Origin of the sequence: Pedobacter sp. AK017, from assembly GCF_014200825.1 — a bacterium.
Taxonomy (GTDB): Bacteria; Bacteroidota; Bacteroidia; order Sphingobacteriales; family Sphingobacteriaceae; genus Pedobacter; species Pedobacter heparinus.
Genome location: NZ_JACHCW010000007.1, coordinates 74,240 through 92,894 on the forward strand (window position 1 = coordinate 74,240; position 18,655 = coordinate 92,894).

The window sequence follows — 18,655 nt, forward strand, 5'->3', positions numbered from 1 at the left end:
AGCTGTTATAGTCATTTTAAATATTTTTGTTCGTTAACTATAACAGCTACACAACCATAACAAAACACAGATGAAACTAAAATACGTCATTTATGCCCTGATCGTTTTGGGGATTGCCTATTTGATTTACTACCGGATTTCGGCCAATAAAAAAATTGCCGAAGATGGTGCCGGTCCGGGTAAAGGAAAAGGAGGATCGTCGAAAGGTTTACAGGTTGACGGAATTGTGGTACAGACCAGCGATTTTACCAATGATCTTGATGTAACCGGTACACTGGAAGCAAATGAGGCCGTAGAATTGCGCAGTGAGGTGTCGGGGCTGGTAACCAGCATCAATTTTAAAGAGGGGGCCAATGTGAGCAAGGGCCAGCTGCTGGTCAAGATCAACGACCGCGACATACAGGCACAGCTGCAGGAGGCTTTAACCAAGCAAAAACTATCTGCCACCAATGAAAACCGCTCTAAACAACTGCTGGAAAAAGGTGCAATCAGTCAGGAAGAATACGACACTTCCCTTGCCGACCTCCAGTCTTTAAAGGCACAGACCCAGCTGATCCGTGCACAGCTGGCAAAGACTTCCATCTATGCGCCCTTTAGTGGTAAAATAGGCTTACGCTCCATATCCGTAGGCGGTTACCTTACGCCCAGTACGCTGATTGCAAATTTATCCAGCATCAACCCGCTAAAGATCAGCTTTTCGGTACCGGAAAAATACATTGGCCAGATTAAACTGAATTCGGAGATTTCCTTTACGACAGATGGCTACAACAAAAAATTTACGGGCAGTGTTTTTGCAATAGAGCCCGGAATAAACACACAAACACGTACTTTACAGATCAAGGCACTGGTGCCCAATGCGGGCAACGAATTGAGGCCTGGTTCTTTTGCCAAGATAAAGCTGGCCCTTAGCACACAAAAAAATGCGCTGCTCATTCCCAATGAAGCCATTATCCCGGTATTGAAAGGAAAGACCGTGTTCATTACCAAAGACGGCAAAGCCCAACAGGTGCCTGTAGAAGCCGGCACACGCACCGCCGATCACATTGTAATTACCTCGGGCCTGAACATTGGGGATACTGTACTGACAACGGGCGCCATGGCCTTAAAACAGGATGCCCCGGTTAAAGTTTCTGTGGTTAAAAACAAGGCTGCTTTATGAGTATTTCAACCACGAGTATAAAAAGGCCGGTACTGGCCATAGTGATGAACCTGATGATCCTTTTGTTCGGGGTAATCGGCTATAACTTTCTGGGTATACGCGAATATCCGAACATTGACCCTACTGTAATCAATGTACGGACGTCCTATCCGGGTGCAAACTCAGACATCATTGAATCGCAGATCACAGAACCGCTGGAAAAATCCATCAACGGGATAGATGGGATCAGGAACATCTCCTCCTCCAGCAACCAGGGCAGCAGCAACATCACCATTGAGTTTAACCTGAACAAGAATATTGATGATGCCGCGAACGATGTGCGCGATAAAGTATCGGAAGCAGCAAGAAGGTTACCCAAAGATATTGACGGCAACCCGGTAGTGAGCAAGGCCGATGCCAACTCGGACGCAGTGATTACGATGACCGTACAAAGCGACAAGCGCAATGTAATGGAGCTGAGCGATTATGCAGAGAATGTAATTGCCGACAGGCTGCAGACCATTACCGGGGTAAGTAGCATCCAGATCATGGGGCAAAGGAAATATGCCATGCGGATCCGCATTTCGCCGGATAAGCTGGCCGCTTACGGCTTAACGTCCCAGGATATTGTTGCAGCACTGGACAGGGAAAATGTGGAACTGCCTTCCGGAAAAATAACCGGATCAAATACGGAACTGATTGTAAAGACCCTTGGAAAATTAACCAATGCCGAACAGTTCAATAACCTGATCCTGAAGAACGATACCGATAATGTGGTGCGTTTAAAGGATGTTGGTTTTGTGGAGCTGGGATCAGAAAACGAGGAGACCGTATTGAGGGAATCCGGCAAACCGATGGTTGCTGTAGGCCTGATCCCGCAACCCGGCGCCAATTATCTCGACATCTCCAAGGAGTTTGACAAAAGGTTTGCCCAGCTGGAGAAAGATGTGCCCCAGGACATTAAGCTGAACATATCCCTGGACACAACCAAGTTTATCAAAGCCTCGGTAACTGAAGTGGCAGAAACCATTATTTTATCGCTCATCCTGGTGATCCTGATCATTTACCTGTTTTTCAGGGACTGGGCCATCGCCATCCGTCCGCTGATCGACATTCCGGTATCCCTTGTGTTTACCTTTTTCATCATGTACATTTTTGGGTTCTCTATCAATGTACTGTCGCTATTGGCCGTGGTTTTGGCAACAGGCCTGGTGGTGGACGACGGTATTGTGGTTACAGAGAACATTTTCAAAAAAGTAGAGGAGGGCTATTCGCCTTTTGAGGCTGCAATAAAGGGTTCCAACGAGATCTTTTTTGCCGTCATCTCTATTTCCATTACCCTTGCCGCCGTGTTTTTACCTGTAATCTTTTTACAGGGCTTTGTAGGCCGTCTGTTCAGGGAATTTGGGGTGGTAATCGGCGCTGCTGTACTGATCTCTGCATTTGTGTCGCTTACCCTGACACCCATGCTGAATGCCTACCTGATGAAAAAAACAGGACACAAAAAATCGAGGTTCTATGAACTGACAGAGCCTTATTTTGTAAAGCTAAATGATGGCTATGCCGAGAAACTGAATAAATTTCTGGACCGGAAATGGCTGGCCATACCCATTATAGTGGCCTGTGTAGGGATCATTGTATTGTTCTGGAAAATATTGCCCAAAGAAACCGCACCTTATGACGACCGCAGTGCGATAAACATGAACCTGACCACACCTGAAGGTTCTTCTTTTGCCTATACCGACCGGTTTATGATGAAAGTACAGGACATGATCAATGATTCTGTGCCTGAAAAGAAAGTGAACATCACCATTACTTCACCGGGCTTTGGGGGCACAGGTGCTACCAACAGTGGTTTTGTTAGAATGGGGCTGGTAGATCCGGGCGACAGGGAACGCACACAGGCAGATATTGCTTCAAAACTGACCAAAATTACCAGGAAATACTCGGAAGGCAAGGTTACAGTTACCCAGCAGCCTACCATTTCTGTGGGCCGGCGCGGTGGTTTACCGGTAAATTATATCATCCAGGCACAGAACTTTGAAAAACTAAGGGAAAAAGTGCCTTTGTTTATGGATGAGGTTTCGAAAGATCCGACTTTTACCACTTCGGACGTAAACCTGAAATTTAATAAGCCTGAGATTGACCTGAGCATAGACAGGGACAAAGCCAAAAACCTGGGTGTTTCAGTAGCCGATATTGGTACGGCCCTGCAACTGGGCTTAAGTGGCCAGCGTTTTTCCTATTTCTTCATGAATGGCAAACAATACCAGGTGATCGGGCAGTTTGAAGTGGGCGACCGTAAGGATCCGCTTGACCTGAGTTCGGTATATGTAAGGAACGATAAAAATGAACTGATACAGCTGGACAATGTGGTAACGGCTAAAGAAGAAAGCAGTCCCCCTCAATTGTACCGCAACAATCGTTTTACGGCAGCCACAGTTTCGGCAGGCCTTGCACCGGGCAAAAGCATCGGGGAAGGGATAGCCGCGATGGACAGGATTGCAGAGAAGGTACTGGACGAATCTTTCTCTACCGATCTTGGTGGGGAATCGAGGGACTTTAAGGAAAGTTCTTCCAATACGCTCTTTGCCTTTGGCCTGGCTTTATTGCTGGTTTACCTGATCCTGTCGGCACAGTTTGAAAGCTTTATTGACCCGATCATCATTATCCTGACCGTTCCGATGGCTGTTGCAGGTGCATTTCTATCCCTCTGGCTGTTCGGACAAAGCTGGAACATATTTAGCCAGATCGGTACCATCATGCTCATTGGTCTGGTAACCAAAAACGGCATCCTGATTGTAGAATTTGCCAACCAGCTGAAAGAAAAAGGCAAAAGTGTACATGATGCCATCAGGGAAGCTTCGGTTTCGAGGCTGCGCCCGATTCTGATGACCAGTCTGGCCATTGCTATCGGCGCCCTGCCCATTGCCATGGCGCTGGGTGCTGCAGCCAAGAGCCGCATGGGTATGGGGATCGTAATTGTGGGCGGAACAACCTTTGCATTGATCCTGACCCTATTTGTAATCCCTGCAATTTATTCGTACTGGTCTAAAGAACACAAAACAAATACAGAATTGGAACTTTCATTAAAAGCAGCATTAGAACATGAGAAAGATGAAAAGTAGGGCTTTTATGTTTGCCTTGGTGCTTTTGTGTGCAGGTACCGGGCTGGCTTACGGACAGGAACAGTTGAGCCTGCAGGAAGCCATTGCTACTGCACTTAAAAACAATTATGATATTAAACTGGTAAATAACGACATCCAGATTGCTAAAAATAATGTAAACCCGGGAAATGCAGGCATGCTGCCCAGCCTGGATGGAAGTTTTAGTGATGGGGGAAGCCGCCAGAACATTACCAGGACACAGAGCAATGGCAACCAGCAAACGCTGGACGGGGTGAGAAATACCAATATGAGCTATGGCGCCTCACTAGGCTGGACAATTTTTGATGGCTTACAGATGTTTACCAATTATGAACGGCTGAAAGAATTGCAAAAACAAGGGGAAGTGAACGCCAAAGCCACTATTTTAACTACGGTGAGCAATGTGATCAGCTCTTATTTTACGGTATTAAAGGAGCAGCAATTGGTGAGGGCAAGGGATACGGCACTCGACATCTCGCAGCTGCGCCTAAGAATTGCAGACAATAAACTGGCTATTGGCAGGGGCTCTAAACTGGATGTGCTGGCCGCAAAGGTTGACTACAATACGGATACTGCAGCTTACCTGCAGGAAATTAACCTGTTGAAAACTGCAAAAACAGCTTTAAACCAGGTAATGGCCAGGGACCTGAACCTTGATTTTAAGGTGGATGAAGCAATTGATATAGATTCGAAACTGGATTATGGCACTTTAGCCGGACAAATGGAACAGTTAAACCCCGACCTGCAAAATGCCTTTATCAGTAAAAAAATTGCAGAGCTGAATTTAAAGCAGGTAAAAGGTCAGCGCTACCCTGTAGTAGGCGTAAATGGTGGTTATGAGTTTCAGAAAAGCGCCAGTCCGACCGGCTTTAATACCCAGCAGCGTGCTACGGGTTTTACATATGGTCTTACGGCAAGCCTGAATATCTTTAACGGTTTTTTGCAAAGGCAAAACGAGCGCAATGCAAAGATAGAGATCAATTCATCTGCACTAATGCTGGACAAGACAAAACAGGACATCACAGCCCAGCTGATCTCGACCTATCAGAACTACAGTACCAACCTGGATTTGCTGAAAGTGGAGCAAAACAATGTAGACATTGCCAAACAAAACCTGGACATTACACTGGAAAAATACCGTCTGGGCAGTATTTCGCCACTGGAGTTAAGAGAGGCGCAAAAAAACTCAATTGATGCCATTACCAGGTATCTGGAGGCGCAATATCAGGCAAAACTTACAGAAATCAGCCTAAAAGAAATCAGTGGTACTTTAAATATTCAATAAGATTACTATTTTTAGCGAATGATTCTAGTAGCAGACAGTGGTTCTACAAAGACCGATTGGATGGGTTACAGCCCAAATGAACAAATCAACTTCAATACACAAGGTATAAACCCTTACTTTTTAAATGCACACGACATTTTTAAGCTTTTTTCCAAGAAAAAGGAAATCGCCGCTTATGCAAGTCAGGTAAAAGAGGTTTATTTCTTTGGTGCAGGCTGTTCTTCACCAGATAAAGTAGAGATCATCTCTAATGGAATCTCCTCCTTTTTTACCAATGCCTATGTATCTGTAGAGCACGACCTGATGGGTTCTGCCTATGCAACATGCGGCGACAAAAAAGGGCTGACCTGTATTTTAGGTACAGGCTCAAACATCTCTTATTATGACGGCAAAACACTGCACCATGGAGCGCATGGACTGGGTTATGTACTTGGAGATGAAGGCTCGGGCACCTGGTTTGGGCGCAAACTGGTTACCAGCTACCTGTACAACCAGATGCCTGCCGAACTGGCCTTCGAATTTGGACAGGAATACCAGATCGACAAAGAAACCGTAATCACCAATGTATACCAGAAACCAGCTCCGAATACTTATCTGGCCTCTATCAGCAGGTTTATGGTAAACCATAAAGCACACCCCTTTATCCTGAATATTTTAAGGGAAGGTTTTCAGGAATTTGTAGACAGCAACATTAAGGATTACAGCAATTACAAGAGTCTGGATTGCCATTTTGTGGGTTCTATCGGCTTTATTTACCAGGACATTTTAAGAGAAGTGTGTTTAAATAGCCAGGTAAAAGTAGGACAGATCCTCCAGAAGCCAATCGAAGGCATTTACAATTACATTTTAAGAAAAGAAGGCATCACCGTCTAGTATTTTTTTGCTGGTTAATTTTCCTTAATCCATAAGCTGCCCCGGCAAGCAGCAAGGCCGCAACACCGCCGTCAACAGGTAAATCGGGATCATCACCCGGCAAACCAGGGTCGTCAGCCTGCATGGCCCACAGGGAGGTCCATAGCAGTATTAAAATCAGCACCAGGGGATATTTCATACAATTGGTTTTACAGACATATTGTTTGTTTAGTTTCGCAATACTTTAAAAACAGCTTCCACTTTATTGTTTTTCGGATTAAGCAGTTGTAAAAAATAGACCCCTTTTACCAGCTGCCCGCAGTACTGCTGAACCGGAATACCCGCATCCAGAATGGGAAGCACGCTACTCCAGACTACCCTGCCCGTGATATCCCTGATTAAAACTTTCAGATTTTTATAGGTCAGCCTGGCCGACTTCAGGTAAAGCCACTCCTTAAAGGGATTGGGATATACCACAATGTTTTTATCGGTTTCGGTATCTTGTTGCTTTACTTCCGGGAGCTCCCTGTACAGAATAGCAAAGCGTTGCTGACCGTAAGATGCCGGAATGGCGGTGTCTATAAAAAAATGGCAATTGCTTTCCGGTTCTGTTAAATGTTTATTGATACCAAGATAACGGTCGGCCAGTACAATTTCCTCATTGGGTTTAAGCGATGCTTTTAAATTTAAAGTATAATTTCCGCTTGCCCAGCCCTTCAGGTACAAACAGACCTCTTTTCGGAGGCTGTCTATTGCGCGCTCATCTATAGACAATTTTGTTCCGTTCCCGGCTATCCCTGCAATGCTCAGGTAACCTTCTCCAATTTTTCCGGCATCTGCATCATTTATCCCATCATTACCTTTGCTGCTAAAAATCAATGTATAACTGTCGGTCAGTCCGGCTGCATACAGCTGTATTTTTAACCTGCTTGTTGTTTCCTCTGCCCTTCGGGACTCCCTAAGGGCCATCTGCGCTGCCGGAACAGTAGTACCGGTATATTTTGCGCTTTCCTGAAAACTGAGCGAACCACTGGCATTTCCGCTGTTTACCCGCACAAAAAAGCCAGTTCCCGAAGGGATGATATAATCCGGGTCGTCTGTAACCTGATAGGCATTGTTTTGTGTATTGAATACCCAGATGAAGGGACTGACATTTTGTTTTTGCAATGCGGCCCAGCGGATTGCCGAAGCATACGGGTTTCCGAGCAGGTTAAAACCATCGCCCTCTCCCCCGCTGTTCCTGTTAAAAAGGTTTACCGTTAAATCGCCTGTATACAATTTACCGGTATAGGTAATGGTGTAAGGCCCTGGATTAGAAAACGGAGGTGTCTGGATTTGGTGCAGGTAGGCATCGGGAATATTCCTGCTGCCTCTTGAAAACAGATAAAAACCCTTTCCGGATGGGATGCTGACATCCATATTGGGAATGGCCTTGTATTTTTGTGAAAGGCTGCCGGGTAAGGACTGATCGTGTGTATAAATCGTTCCTCCATTATTGGGCGAGGCATCAAAGCCATTTAAAGTACCGCCAGTACCGGTTACAAAGACACTGGCCTGAATGGCCGCGAAATTATTTTGCGGCTGCCCGTTTAATTCAGACCGGTATACGGGAGCAGCCAGCAAGCACCAGCCCCTTGCCGTTGAAGGGGCAGCAAAGTTTCCTTTCACAAAATGCTGTACGTGTACATCTCCTGTGAGCTGTGTATTACCGGGACCTGTTACCGGCATCAATGCGGCACCATAATTTGAGGTATCGGCAAGCAGGCTGAGGTTTCCGTTGGAATTGAGGGTTCCCCTGATCAGCTGTACCTGTTTGCCCACATTTAGCGGGGATTGCAGCAACAGCGTATGGGTAGCCGAGGCCAGCTCTACTTCGAGCCGCGAAACAGTAACCAGGCCCGTACCTGAAAGCGTTTGCAATGCATGCCCTCCCCTGAAAACAAGACTGCCATGATCCTTATTTAAACCAATGCGGCCATGGTTCAGCACATCGTATTTAAAAGTGAGCCTTGCTCCATCCTCCAGTACTACAGCAGCATTTGCTGCAATACTGGCCGCACAATTTACTTCAAGGCCGCTCTGCAGATGAAGTCTTGCCCCGGGTTCTAAATTGAGCTGATTAATCATGGTTACCGCAGGAGCTAAAAGCTTCGTTTTTTTACCTCCTTTAATAATCACCTGAGCATTTTGTGCAGGTAAAGCCCCTAAACTCCAGTTCCCCTCGTCCGACCAGTCTTCCGTTCCGGCAGCTCCGGTAAACTCGTTGACCACCTGAACATTTGCCGGATTAACTTCCTCAGCTGCAACGCTGATAAAGCTGGCTGGATTAGCCTGGTTCCTGTATTCAGTGCTGATCCAGTCGACATTACGCTCCACATTTTGAATCCTCAGTTCATCAATTGTACCCTTAAAATAGCTGCCATTCTGTTTACTCTTGCCAATACTCAATGTCCCCGACCGCCCAAGCTTTACCCCATTTGATCCGCCGCCAGCTTTATATACCCCATTGATGTATATTCTTCTTATCCCTTTAATAAAAATACAGACAAGGTTGTACCAGGTATTTACTGCCAATACCTCGGCGGTTGTGGCACTTCTGAAACCTTCAGCATTTTTAGTTTCAAAAACAAGGTTACCCTGGGCATTCACCTTAATGACATATCCCCCAGCAGTGGTGTCGCTGGCTAAAATCACCTGCTCAGTGCCCCTGTGATCCATTTTAATCCAGGCGGTAATGCAAACCGTCGTATTGGTATCTGCTGCAGCAGCCATCCCATCCGTACTGCCATTCAGCAACAGTCCATTGCCAATATGGGCAGCAGGGAAGTTAGCCGGCCCTGTTCCCGGACTCCCTGTCATACTCATCTCCGGACCATGATTTGCACTGCGGCTTATGGAAGGTGCAGCATCCAGGTTCAGGTGCCAGACCTGCTGATAGCTGGCCGGCCAGGTGGCCCTTGCAGAAAGCGTAAACGGGTCGTGGATATAGGTTGAGCCATAATAAAGATAGATTTCGTTATGGCCAGGATTGCTGCCGGTAAATAGCTCCTGAATGTTTACCCAGCACACCAGTTTCCCATTAACCGCATCATAATGGTCAAGCTGAAAAGCAAGCGGCAGCTGAGGGGCATTGGTTGCTGCAAAGGAGATATCCAGCCCCCTGCTGTTCTGCAACCTTCCTTCGCAATTGCCGATGTACCTGAGTTCAGCATCCTCAAGGACAATCAGCACAGGAAAGTTTAAAAGACTGGCCGTACCGGAAACTTTCGATTGATCAATGGTTATTTTCTTTCTGAAATTATAGCCGGGCATCCAGCTGCGGGCAAGGGCAGGACTTCCTGCCAGCAGTAACAAAACCAACAAAATCTGCCTTGTCCAAAAATTTGAATACATTTCCAATATTTAATTTATAATCACAATATATTTAATTAGTTAATTAATTACACTGTAATTATAGATATTAATATCGTAAATACATAATTTTATATTAAAATAAGAAAACAAGTTTACAGACCGGAGGTTTACCTTGCAAAAAAAAGCCCTGTCTGATCAAATGATTTATTTGAGCAGACAGGGCTTTATATCCCTGAGAATTTCCTTGCGGATCAGGCCATGATCCGGCCGGCTATTCTTCTGTTGATCTCTTTCTTCACCATACCGGCAACCCACTCCATTTTCCTTTGTTCCTGGGGCAGGAACTTTCTGTGTTTTTTGTCTACAATACAAACTGTACCTACACGCAGGCCTTCATCTGTAGTGATGGGCACAGCAGCGTAAAACCCTAAACCAGATTCTCCGGCTATTAGTGCATTGGACATCAGATAAGGATGCTGCTCAAAGTTTTCAAATGCAATCCCACTCTCATTGATAATGGCCAGCGAACATAAGCTGCTCTCCTGGTCAACAAAATTGATCAGGGCGATTGGCGTATTCAACATTTTTGCGGTAAATGCTGCAAGCTGATCAAAAACAGGCTCAGACTTGGTATATAAGATTTTATAGTTTTTCAGGTTTTCTAACCGCGACCGTTCATCAGAGGCGATGCTTTTTCTTAGTTTTTTTTCCAATTGTCTCATATCTAGGTATATCCTGATCAGGCAATTACCATACCCTATTTTTTAAAACCTCAAAAAAATGGTGTTCCAGAAATCAGCCAAAAACAGAACCAGCTTAACCGGGTTAAATAACCCGTTTTTTAAATTAATTGGGAATTATTATTTAATATGCAGTTTGTAAACAACACCAGAAAAACAAATTACTGACCTGGTTACAGGGGTAAATATTTACTCACAATGTTGAATTAAATAACCCTTAAATTCTGTTTATTTTTAGCATTTTATTTTAAATATTCATTATACACAAAATTTATCTTATTATTGGATACCCAAAGGCTATTTGATCAGAATGAAATCATTTTTTTACCTCTCTGTAATTCTGCTGTTCAGTCTGATTTGCTATGGGCAGGAGCAGCCCAGGTCTACACAATACATCTTTAACAATTACTTAATTAATCCGGCCATATCGGGGATAGACAATTATACCGATTTAAAACTGGGTTACAGAAACCAGTGGAAAGGGCTGGAGGGGGCACCCGTTACCCAATACATTTCTGTACATGCCCCGATCGGGCAGGACTTTGTAAGAAGCTCTGTGAATTCCTTTTCGGGTGCGGGGTACAACCCTTTAAGCCGCAGTTATGTAAATAACTACACTTCTGCCGAACCTCATCATGGAATAGGTTTTTATGCGCTGACAGACAAAGCGGCCCGGATAAGACAGACCAATATCAATGCGACCTATGCCTACCATCTGGGCCTCAGCTATGATGTTAATTTATCGGTTGGCATCTCTGCAGGCATCTCTTCTACCAGCATAGATGTGGCCAATGTAACGGTCGAGCATACAGCCGACCCTTTGTTATCCGCCGATTATAACAACAAAATAAGACCTGATATAGGTGGCGGGCTCTGGCTGTACAGTCCGCGTTTTTTTGCTGGTGCATCTGCCAAGCAGGTACTGGGCTATCGTTCTAAAACCGCAAACAGGCAAAGCAATTTACCGGCTTACCAGACCACTGTATTTTATGGCACTGCCGGTTATAAATTTTTTGTAGATGAAGATATTGCTTTCATCCCTTCTACTTTACTGACCTATTGGCTGAGTGCCCCTACCACCATTGATGCCAATCTTAAAATTGCCTATCAGGATAAATTCTGGATTGGCGGGAGTTTAAGGAATAACGATTCCTTTTCTGCGCTGGCTGGTTTTAACGTAGCTTCTCTAATCAATATCAGCTATTCTTATGATGTAACCACTTCTGCATTAAGGTCTGTAAACAATGGCACACATGAAATTGTATTGGGTATCCTGCTCAATAACCGCTACGACGTAAAGTGTTCTACCCGTCAGTTTTAACCAGATTCTTTTTTAAATACTATCTTAAAAGTGTAATGCTGCCCCCTATTGGTCTGCAGTCGGCCCTCAGGTCTATTTTATAATAATATGCTCCGGCGGGCAGGTCTTTACCCCTGAAACGACCATCGAAAGGCTTGTTATAAGGCCCAACAGATTCATATACCAGCTGACCACTTCGGGTATAGATCTTGATATTGATATCGGCATGGTCCGGTAACCCGGTGATCATCCAGTAATCGTTCATGCCATCGCCATTAGGGGTCATGGTGTTTTTGATCTCCAGGTTGTCATTGGTTACCTCTATATGCACAGGTGTAAAATCGCTGTAACAGCTTCCCAGTTTTCTGCGGATCACATAATCACCGGTCTTGCTTACCTTAAAAATAAACTTTCCATTGGTGCTTTCCATTAAAGGCATGGTATTGTTCCCGGCAAGGTACATCTGGTAAGTACCTTCTTCTGGGGCCAGTACAGGCAGCATGATCTCGGTAGCGTAACATACCCGCATACTGTTGACCACAGGTGTAGCCAAAGGAATTACCGGGGCAGCGATGCTAAAGGTCTTGCTCTTGTCGAAACCACAGGTGGTCTGGTCATAAACTTCAAGATAATAATCGCCCGCAGCGATATTGGTCAGGTCGCGATTGGTACCCACCGTATTACCGGACAGGTCTTTCCAGATGTATTTATATACAGCATCATTGCCAGTACCGCTTAAAGGCAGCCCCCCTTCAATTTTAACTCCTGTAACAGATCCACGTCCCAATGCACACTGGTCATCCACAACTACACCTATGGTTTTATCAACAATCAGCAAAGGTATTCTTGCTATTACATAAGGCCCCAAAGGATCTGAGGTACAGCCATTCGGATCTGTTATTTTCAGTTCATAACTTCCTTCCGGCAGATTTTCGATCAGCTCGGCTGTTCCCGGATAGGTTTGTCCCGCTGCATTCTCCCAATGGTATTTTCCGGCCAGGGGCTTTACATTATTGGGGTATACCAAACGGATAGATCCATTGTTGGTACCACAGGAAGCATCAGACTTAGCCGATACCTGGGCCGTGTACTGCAGGATGGGTGTAGCGGTAATGGTAAAGTTTCTTGCCAATGAGGTACACAGGGTAACCGAATTACTTGCATTGAGTGTATAATTGCCCGGAGGAAGTGCTGTAATGTTAAAAGGGACACCAGGCTGGCAGGTACCGGTCTTTTCAAATGTACTGCCTATGGCGGTCAGCTTATAATTATCGCCCTGAACAATGGTAATGCCGTTTATGGCGCCGTTGTTATTGTTACAGGTTGTGCTGACTGGTGTACCATTGTTGATGATGACCGAATTGGTAATGGTGACGGTAATGTAAGGAGCGCTGATCCTGACTGCCGGACAAGGGCCCTGATCTTTTACCTCCAGCATGTATACACCTCCGGGCACACCGGTCAAGTCCAGGTTCTGGCCAACCTCTGCCCCCTGTACCCAGGCACCGTTTACCGGATCGCGGGTCATCTCAAACCATTTATAGGTTGCCGTACCAATAATATCCGTTACCGCAATATTTTTAATAGAGCCATTTGCCTCTCCGCAGGTGGCCTGCCCTACCACTCTGGGTACAATATTGATAATTGGCGAAGGGAGCCTGGTGATGACCCTTACTGCGGATTCCAGAAAACACCCCGCCTGATCTGTTACTTTTAATTTATAGGAACCCTCGGGCATGCTTACATTTTTACCTGTGGCCGCTATTTGCCCGGTAATGGCATTGATCCACTGGTAACTGAGGGTCCCCTCGCCCCTGTCCACATTGGCCGAAAAGGGGAAAGTTAATTGGCCGCAGCCCGGGCTTGGCCAGTTTACCACAAGATTGGTCAGTTTCTGGTCTTTGATCAGAAACTGTTTGGCAACGGCTTTACATCCATCATCCACAACCACTTCATAATTTCCAACAGGCAGGTTGCTTATTTCCTGTATTGTTCCCTGAGGGATCAAAACTGTCCGTGTCCCATTCTCTTCTATCCTGTTCCAGGTAAAAAGAAAGCCTTCCCTGGGCTCAGGGATTTTTATGGCCCCATCTCCGTTACAGGTAACCATAGTAACAATGGCATCATTTTCCAGCAGGGCCGCAGTTGAAAACTGCGAGGTGGTTCCATTCAATATGGGCGTTGCCGTAGCCGTAACATTTCCGGTTAAAGGGCCATCATATTTCCAGCGGCCATTGGCATCGGCCTGAACCGTTACTATATATTCCTTTCCTTCGCAGATCCCATTACAGTTCTGTGTATAAAAAAGCTCTACTTCAGCATTTGGCGTTGCTTTGCCTTCCAGGTGATTGGGTCTTTTGATGAGTACCTGTACGAAGGCCTGCGTATAATTTAAGGCGGGGCCTATACCAAATACTTTGTTGCAAAAAAAGCTGTTCCGCATGATCTTAACTGCCCTTGAAGAAAGCAGTTCTACCCCATAATTGTTATTGGCAATGCTATTTCCCAGGTCAGATGTAACTGTACCTCCTATCATCCCTGTCGCGATACCTTCAATTCTAACCCCTACCCCGTTGCCCAATTGCTCTGTTCTTGTTTTTCCGGTACCGATCAGGTTACTTGTCAGCACAAAATCTGAATTTGTGATGGATACACCTGTAGTGCGGTTACCTGAAATGATGTTTTTGCGCAGGTAAAGATCTGTGTTTGAGGAATTCACTTTTACACCATGAATTTCCAGTGAAGAAGATAAGAGGAACAATTGCAGGTCATGAAAGTCATTTGTTCCACTGGCATCTACGCCAATCTTATTGTTTACAATCACAACACTGGTCCGGGTAGCAGAAGGGTTTGAGCGGTTGATGTTGATATTGGTCTGATTGGCCGCAATTACATTGCCTTCCCTATCGTCATCCCCTCCTATGGTCATTGAGGTTTCATACAGATTGGCTGAAACACCGGCAATATTCGGGATGGCTGTAATCCCGTCATATAATACACCGATCAAGTTAGACTGGATACTGATATTGGCCAAAGTTGCTGCAGTGTAAAAACCGGAGTTACTCACCATGATCCCGTTGATGGTACCCCCTATCACATTTCCCTTACCAGGTGCACCGATTTTTATATTGCTGGCCCTGTAATCGATCACTATTCCTGAGCCCTGATTGGTATTTACATTCTGCAGACTGCTGAACCTTGCAAAATTACGAAGGAACAGGCCATAAATTTCTACATTCACAACCTGTGTATATACGCTGTTAAACGTTCCGATGGTTAAACCATGAAAAGTAGAATTGGCAAATTCAGGTTCCAGGATAATTTTAGCCCCTGAAACCCCGAGTGCTGTCCAGCCGGGCTGGGAACTTCCGTCAATGGTCACATTTGACGGTATAGCTGGCAAGGCAGTGCGCAACCTGATGGTCCTGTTTGCTTCGTCCATAGCACCTGGCAGATTGAAATTAATGGTATAGCCGGTGGTATTGGGTGGCACTGAGGTCAAGGCCTCTCTTAATGTGCCCGGGCCACTATCTTCTTTACTCGTAACCGTATAAGTCTGGGCAAAGCCGACAACAGAACTTAAGAGCAGAAATACCAGCGTGGCATACTTGGCGTAGCGCATAATTTAAAATGAAAAGCCAATTTACAATTTAATGTAATTATAGCATAAATATTTTAATAAATGAGAGGCAGTCTGCTACAAAGCAGAAACCCTGTATAAACATCCAGGAAAAAATATTGGACATCTATGCAGGGTTTACAACGAGAATGAGTATTGCTATTTTTTGGTAACCTTAAATTCTGTTCTTCTGTTCAACGCCCTTCCGGCAGGGTTATCCTTTCCGTTGGGAAATTCATTTGGGGCTATGGGCCTGGTTTTTCCGTAGCCCTTACTGGTCATCCTGTTTTTAGGGATGCCTTTTCCGATTAGATAATCGACACAGGACTTTGCCCTTCTTTCCGAAAGGTCCATGTTATAAGCTTCGCCCCCTTTGCTATCTGTATGCGAGCTGAGCTCTATTTCTATCGTAGGGTTATCCACCATGATGGTATACAGGTAATCCAGTTTCCCTTTTGAATCCTCGGTCAGGTCGGCTTTATTAAATTCATACAAAACATCTTTAAGCACAATGGGCTTATCTATTTCATAAGGGATGAGGCAAAGCTCCGGACTAAACAAAGTGTCTTTCTGGGCCAGCTGGTCGTAGCTGAACGAAATGTTTTTACTAAAGTATTTTTCCTTCTCGGCGGTAAGTTTAAACCCACGGTTAGAATTTATTTTAAAGGTATACTGACCGTTTTCATCAGTTGTAAACTTAAACTGCTGTGCAGAATCGGCAAGGGTAACTGTTGCATCCTGCAGCGGTTTGCGGGTATTGCAGTCCAGCAGTATTCCCTGTATCACCAGGAACTCCCTTTTCACATGGAAAATCTCCAGGCAACAAACAGATTCGCGGTCTGAGCTGATATATCCTTCCGAATCTGCATTGTCCAAAGGGGTAAAATAAAGGTCATCTTTGGAAGAGTTAAAAGGATAGCCCAGGTTTCTGGGTTCGGTCCATTTCCCAAAATCGCCTTCACTTTCAAAGAAATCGAAACCGCCCATACCTACTCTTCCATTACTGCTGTAAAGCAGTTTTTTAGTAGATACATTGTAATAAGGGGCTTCCTCATCATCGGGTGTGTTGATTACCTTTCCCATATTTACAGCAAGGCCAAGCGAGCCATCCGTACGGATAGGGGCATACCAAAGGTCGTACTTACCTGAACCTCCCGGTCTGTCGGACGAGAAGACCAGGTATTTCCCGTCTCTTGTTACAAAAGGCTGCATGGCGTTAAAGCCTTTTACATTGATCTGGCCACCCAGTTCTATGGGTTCTGACCAGTCTTTTCCTACACCAGGTGTAGCGTTTAACTGATAGATCTTTTTATTGCCAAGGGCAGTCCAGCTGGTTACATAGGCTATCTTCCCATTCGGATGAAATGCCGGGGCAGCCGATTCTTTGGCTGCACCATCAACTGCCGTTTTTCTGATGGAAATACTTTCCGTGAGCGGGTTTCCCGTTGCTACATATACCGCATTTATAAAGGGGGTTTCTTTTTTGGCCACTTTTACATTTTTATCCGACAGCACCTCTTTCTTTCCGCTGCTCCCTATTGGCCGGGAAGAAGTGAAATAAAAATTCCCTCCCTTTATAGTTGGCGTATAATTAGATCCTTTGTCATTAATGTTATTCTGAAGTCTGCTTAACCTGAACAACCTTGGGTAACGCAGTTCATTCAGCGCAAACTGGCAGGAGGCAATTTCTGTTCTGGCTTTGGCTGCATAACCATCTTTTACATTATATTTTTCCAGGAAGGTATTAAATGAAGCGATCGCATCCTCAAACTTCTGGTTTGAGCGCTGGGTTTCCGCATACCAGAATGTACTAAGAATGTATTTAGGATTGGTAAAATCCTTAGCCATTGCATACCATTTTTCGGCATCTATAAAATTTTTATATAACCTTAATGCTTCCGCGAGCTGAAAAACACAGTACTCATAATCGTCTTTTTTAGGGCTCTCTTCTTTTATCTTATTTTCAAAACCGTAGGGCACTATAAAACCAACACTATCGGCAGAGATTTGTAAGGCTTTTTTATAATATTCGGCAGCTGCATAATATTCTTTATTCTGGAAATATACATCTGCCACTCTTTTATTATTGGTTACAAATTGTGCCTGTGCTACGGAAGCAAATAAGCAGAGGATCAGGAGTATCTTTGTTTTCATTGGAATGTTAATTTGTTTATTTTTTGGGTTCCCTAATACTAACATGCTTTACAATCTCGGACAAAAGAAGTTAGGGCCTAATATTCCTTTTCTGCCGGTAAATGAAACGGACAGCTCCAGTCCCCCCTTGCTTCCGGTAGCCCGGTTAAGGCTGGAGGTATTAAAGTCGTAGCTCAATCCGAACACCATGTTCTTCAGGTGCAGGCCAAAAAAAGCAATGGCCGAATCATCAACCCTGTAATTTGAACCAAAAAGGAGGTCAGATTCAGGATTTAGCATAAACTGTGCATAAGCCCCTGCCGAAATCTCGCGGGCATTGCCCTGTTTCATGTAAAGGCCATTTGGTGTAATGCCAAAAACTTCCGAAATTTTGATCCTTGCACCCCCGTGTGCAGCATATCTGATTGGCATCCTTACACTGTTTCCCAGAAATTTATCTACCGGCCTGGTCAGATGTGCCGCCATTACCCCGCCAAATGCATTTACGTTCTGATCCGGGTTTCCATCAAAAAACATCACTCCGGCATTTACATCAGGCACGAGTGTATTGGAAGAGGAAAAAGATTCGCTGATACCGAAACTGGGATCATATCCGGTTACGGGATTATACTGACTGCCCAAAGTGATCTTTGAAGGGTCAAAGCTCTTGTTCAGAATGCCGGCCTGTAAGCCAAAGTTGATCATATTTAAACCTGCCCTGCCAAAATGGATGCGGTAGGCTCCGGAAACCAAAGCGCTTAAATGGTTATAACTGATGTCGCCCGCATTCTGGTTCAGCACCATTGCACCGAAAGCCAGGTTCTTAACAGGGGCCATATCAAAAGATGCGCCTCCTGTTAAAAACGAATTGGATATAGAACCCCACTGCTGTTTGGCATTTAATGAAACCCTGTATTCTCCATCGGTTACCCCGGTTAAGGCCGGGTTTAACCATAGCGGATGCGCATAGTACTGGGAGAAGTGAGGGTCAATTTGTGCAATACCCTTTACGGCTCCCATGCTTAAAAATGCTGCTACTGCTATTATTCTTATTAGTTTCTTCATAACAAATTTATTTTTCATCAGGC

At 45.0% G+C, this 18,655-nt stretch carries 11 protein-coding genes; 5 read left to right on the forward strand and 6 right to left on the reverse strand.

The window, feature by feature from the left end:
* Positions 1-70 precede the first annotated feature (70 nt).
* Genes HDC92_RS11585 through HDC92_RS11600 form a run of 4 tightly spaced genes read left to right on the forward strand, consistent with a single transcriptional unit; the run spans position 71 to position 6,442 of the window.
* Complete coding sequence (locus tag HDC92_RS11585) at positions 71-1,159, forward strand: efflux RND transporter periplasmic adaptor subunit (RefSeq protein WP_183874629.1); 1,089 nt, start codon at positions 71-73, stop codon at positions 1,157-1,159.
* Positions 1,156-4,266, forward strand: coding sequence for an efflux RND transporter permease subunit (locus tag HDC92_RS11590; protein ID WP_183874631.1), 3,111 nt, complete (start codon positions 1,156-1,158; stop codon positions 4,264-4,266). The genes HDC92_RS11585 and HDC92_RS11590 overlap by 4 nt, the downstream gene beginning before the upstream one ends.
* Entirely contained in the window at positions 4,247-5,569 is a 1,323-nt protein-coding gene (locus tag HDC92_RS11595) for a TolC family protein (RefSeq protein ID WP_255484513.1), read from the forward strand. Before HDC92_RS11590 ends, HDC92_RS11595 begins: the two co-directional genes overlap by 20 nt.
* Before the next feature lie 18 nt (positions 5,570-5,587).
* The gene (locus tag HDC92_RS11600) at positions 5,588-6,442 is read left to right on the forward strand and encodes an N-acetylglucosamine kinase (RefSeq protein ID WP_015809538.1); all 855 of its coding nucleotides are present in this window, start codon (positions 5,588-5,590) and stop codon (positions 6,440-6,442) included.
* On the opposite strand, the gene HDC92_RS11605 is transcribed toward HDC92_RS11600, so the two are convergent.
* From HDC92_RS11605 to HDC92_RS11615, 3 genes are all read right to left on the reverse strand, one after another.
* Positions 6,432-6,620 (reverse strand): PID-CTERM protein-sorting domain-containing protein, encoded by a 189-nt coding sequence (locus HDC92_RS11605; protein WP_183874633.1) that lies wholly within the window; start codon positions 6,618-6,620, stop codon positions 6,432-6,434. The genes HDC92_RS11600 and HDC92_RS11605 overlap by 11 nt on opposite strands.
* Positions 6,621-6,649: 29 nt before the next feature.
* The gene (locus HDC92_RS11610; RefSeq protein WP_183874635.1) at positions 6,650-9,814 is read right to left on the reverse strand and encodes a LamG-like jellyroll fold domain-containing protein; all 3,165 of its coding nucleotides are present in this window, start codon (positions 9,812-9,814) and stop codon (positions 6,650-6,652) included.
* A gap of 212 nt (positions 9,815-10,026) precedes the next feature.
* Positions 10,027-10,497, reverse strand: a complete 471-nt coding sequence (locus HDC92_RS11615) for a GAF domain-containing protein (RefSeq protein WP_183874637.1) — start codon at positions 10,495-10,497, stop codon at positions 10,027-10,029.
* A gap of 328 nt (positions 10,498-10,825) precedes the next feature.
* Between HDC92_RS11615 and HDC92_RS11620 the strand changes: the two genes are divergently transcribed.
* Positions 10,826-11,836, forward strand: a complete 1,011-nt coding sequence (locus tag HDC92_RS11620) for a type IX secretion system membrane protein PorP/SprF (RefSeq protein WP_183874639.1) — start codon at positions 10,826-10,828, stop codon at positions 11,834-11,836.
* Positions 11,837-11,855: 19 nt separating this feature from the next.
* Here HDC92_RS11620 and HDC92_RS11625 read toward each other — a convergent pair whose 3' ends face one another.
* From HDC92_RS11625 to HDC92_RS11635, 3 genes are all read right to left on the reverse strand, one after another.
* Positions 11,856-15,437, reverse strand: coding sequence for a gliding motility-associated C-terminal domain-containing protein (locus HDC92_RS11625; RefSeq protein WP_183874641.1), 3,582 nt, complete (start codon positions 15,435-15,437; stop codon positions 11,856-11,858).
* A 156-nt stretch (positions 15,438-15,593) separates the two neighbouring features.
* A complete protein-coding gene (locus HDC92_RS11630; protein ID WP_255484514.1) occupies positions 15,594-17,588 on the reverse strand; it encodes an OmpA family protein in 1,995 nt (664 codons plus the stop codon).
* Between the two features lie 48 nt (positions 17,589-17,636).
* Positions 17,637-18,632, reverse strand: coding sequence for a PorP/SprF family type IX secretion system membrane protein (locus tag HDC92_RS11635; protein ID WP_183874645.1), 996 nt, complete (start codon positions 18,630-18,632; stop codon positions 17,637-17,639).
* Between the last annotated feature and the right edge of the window lie 23 nt (positions 18,633-18,655).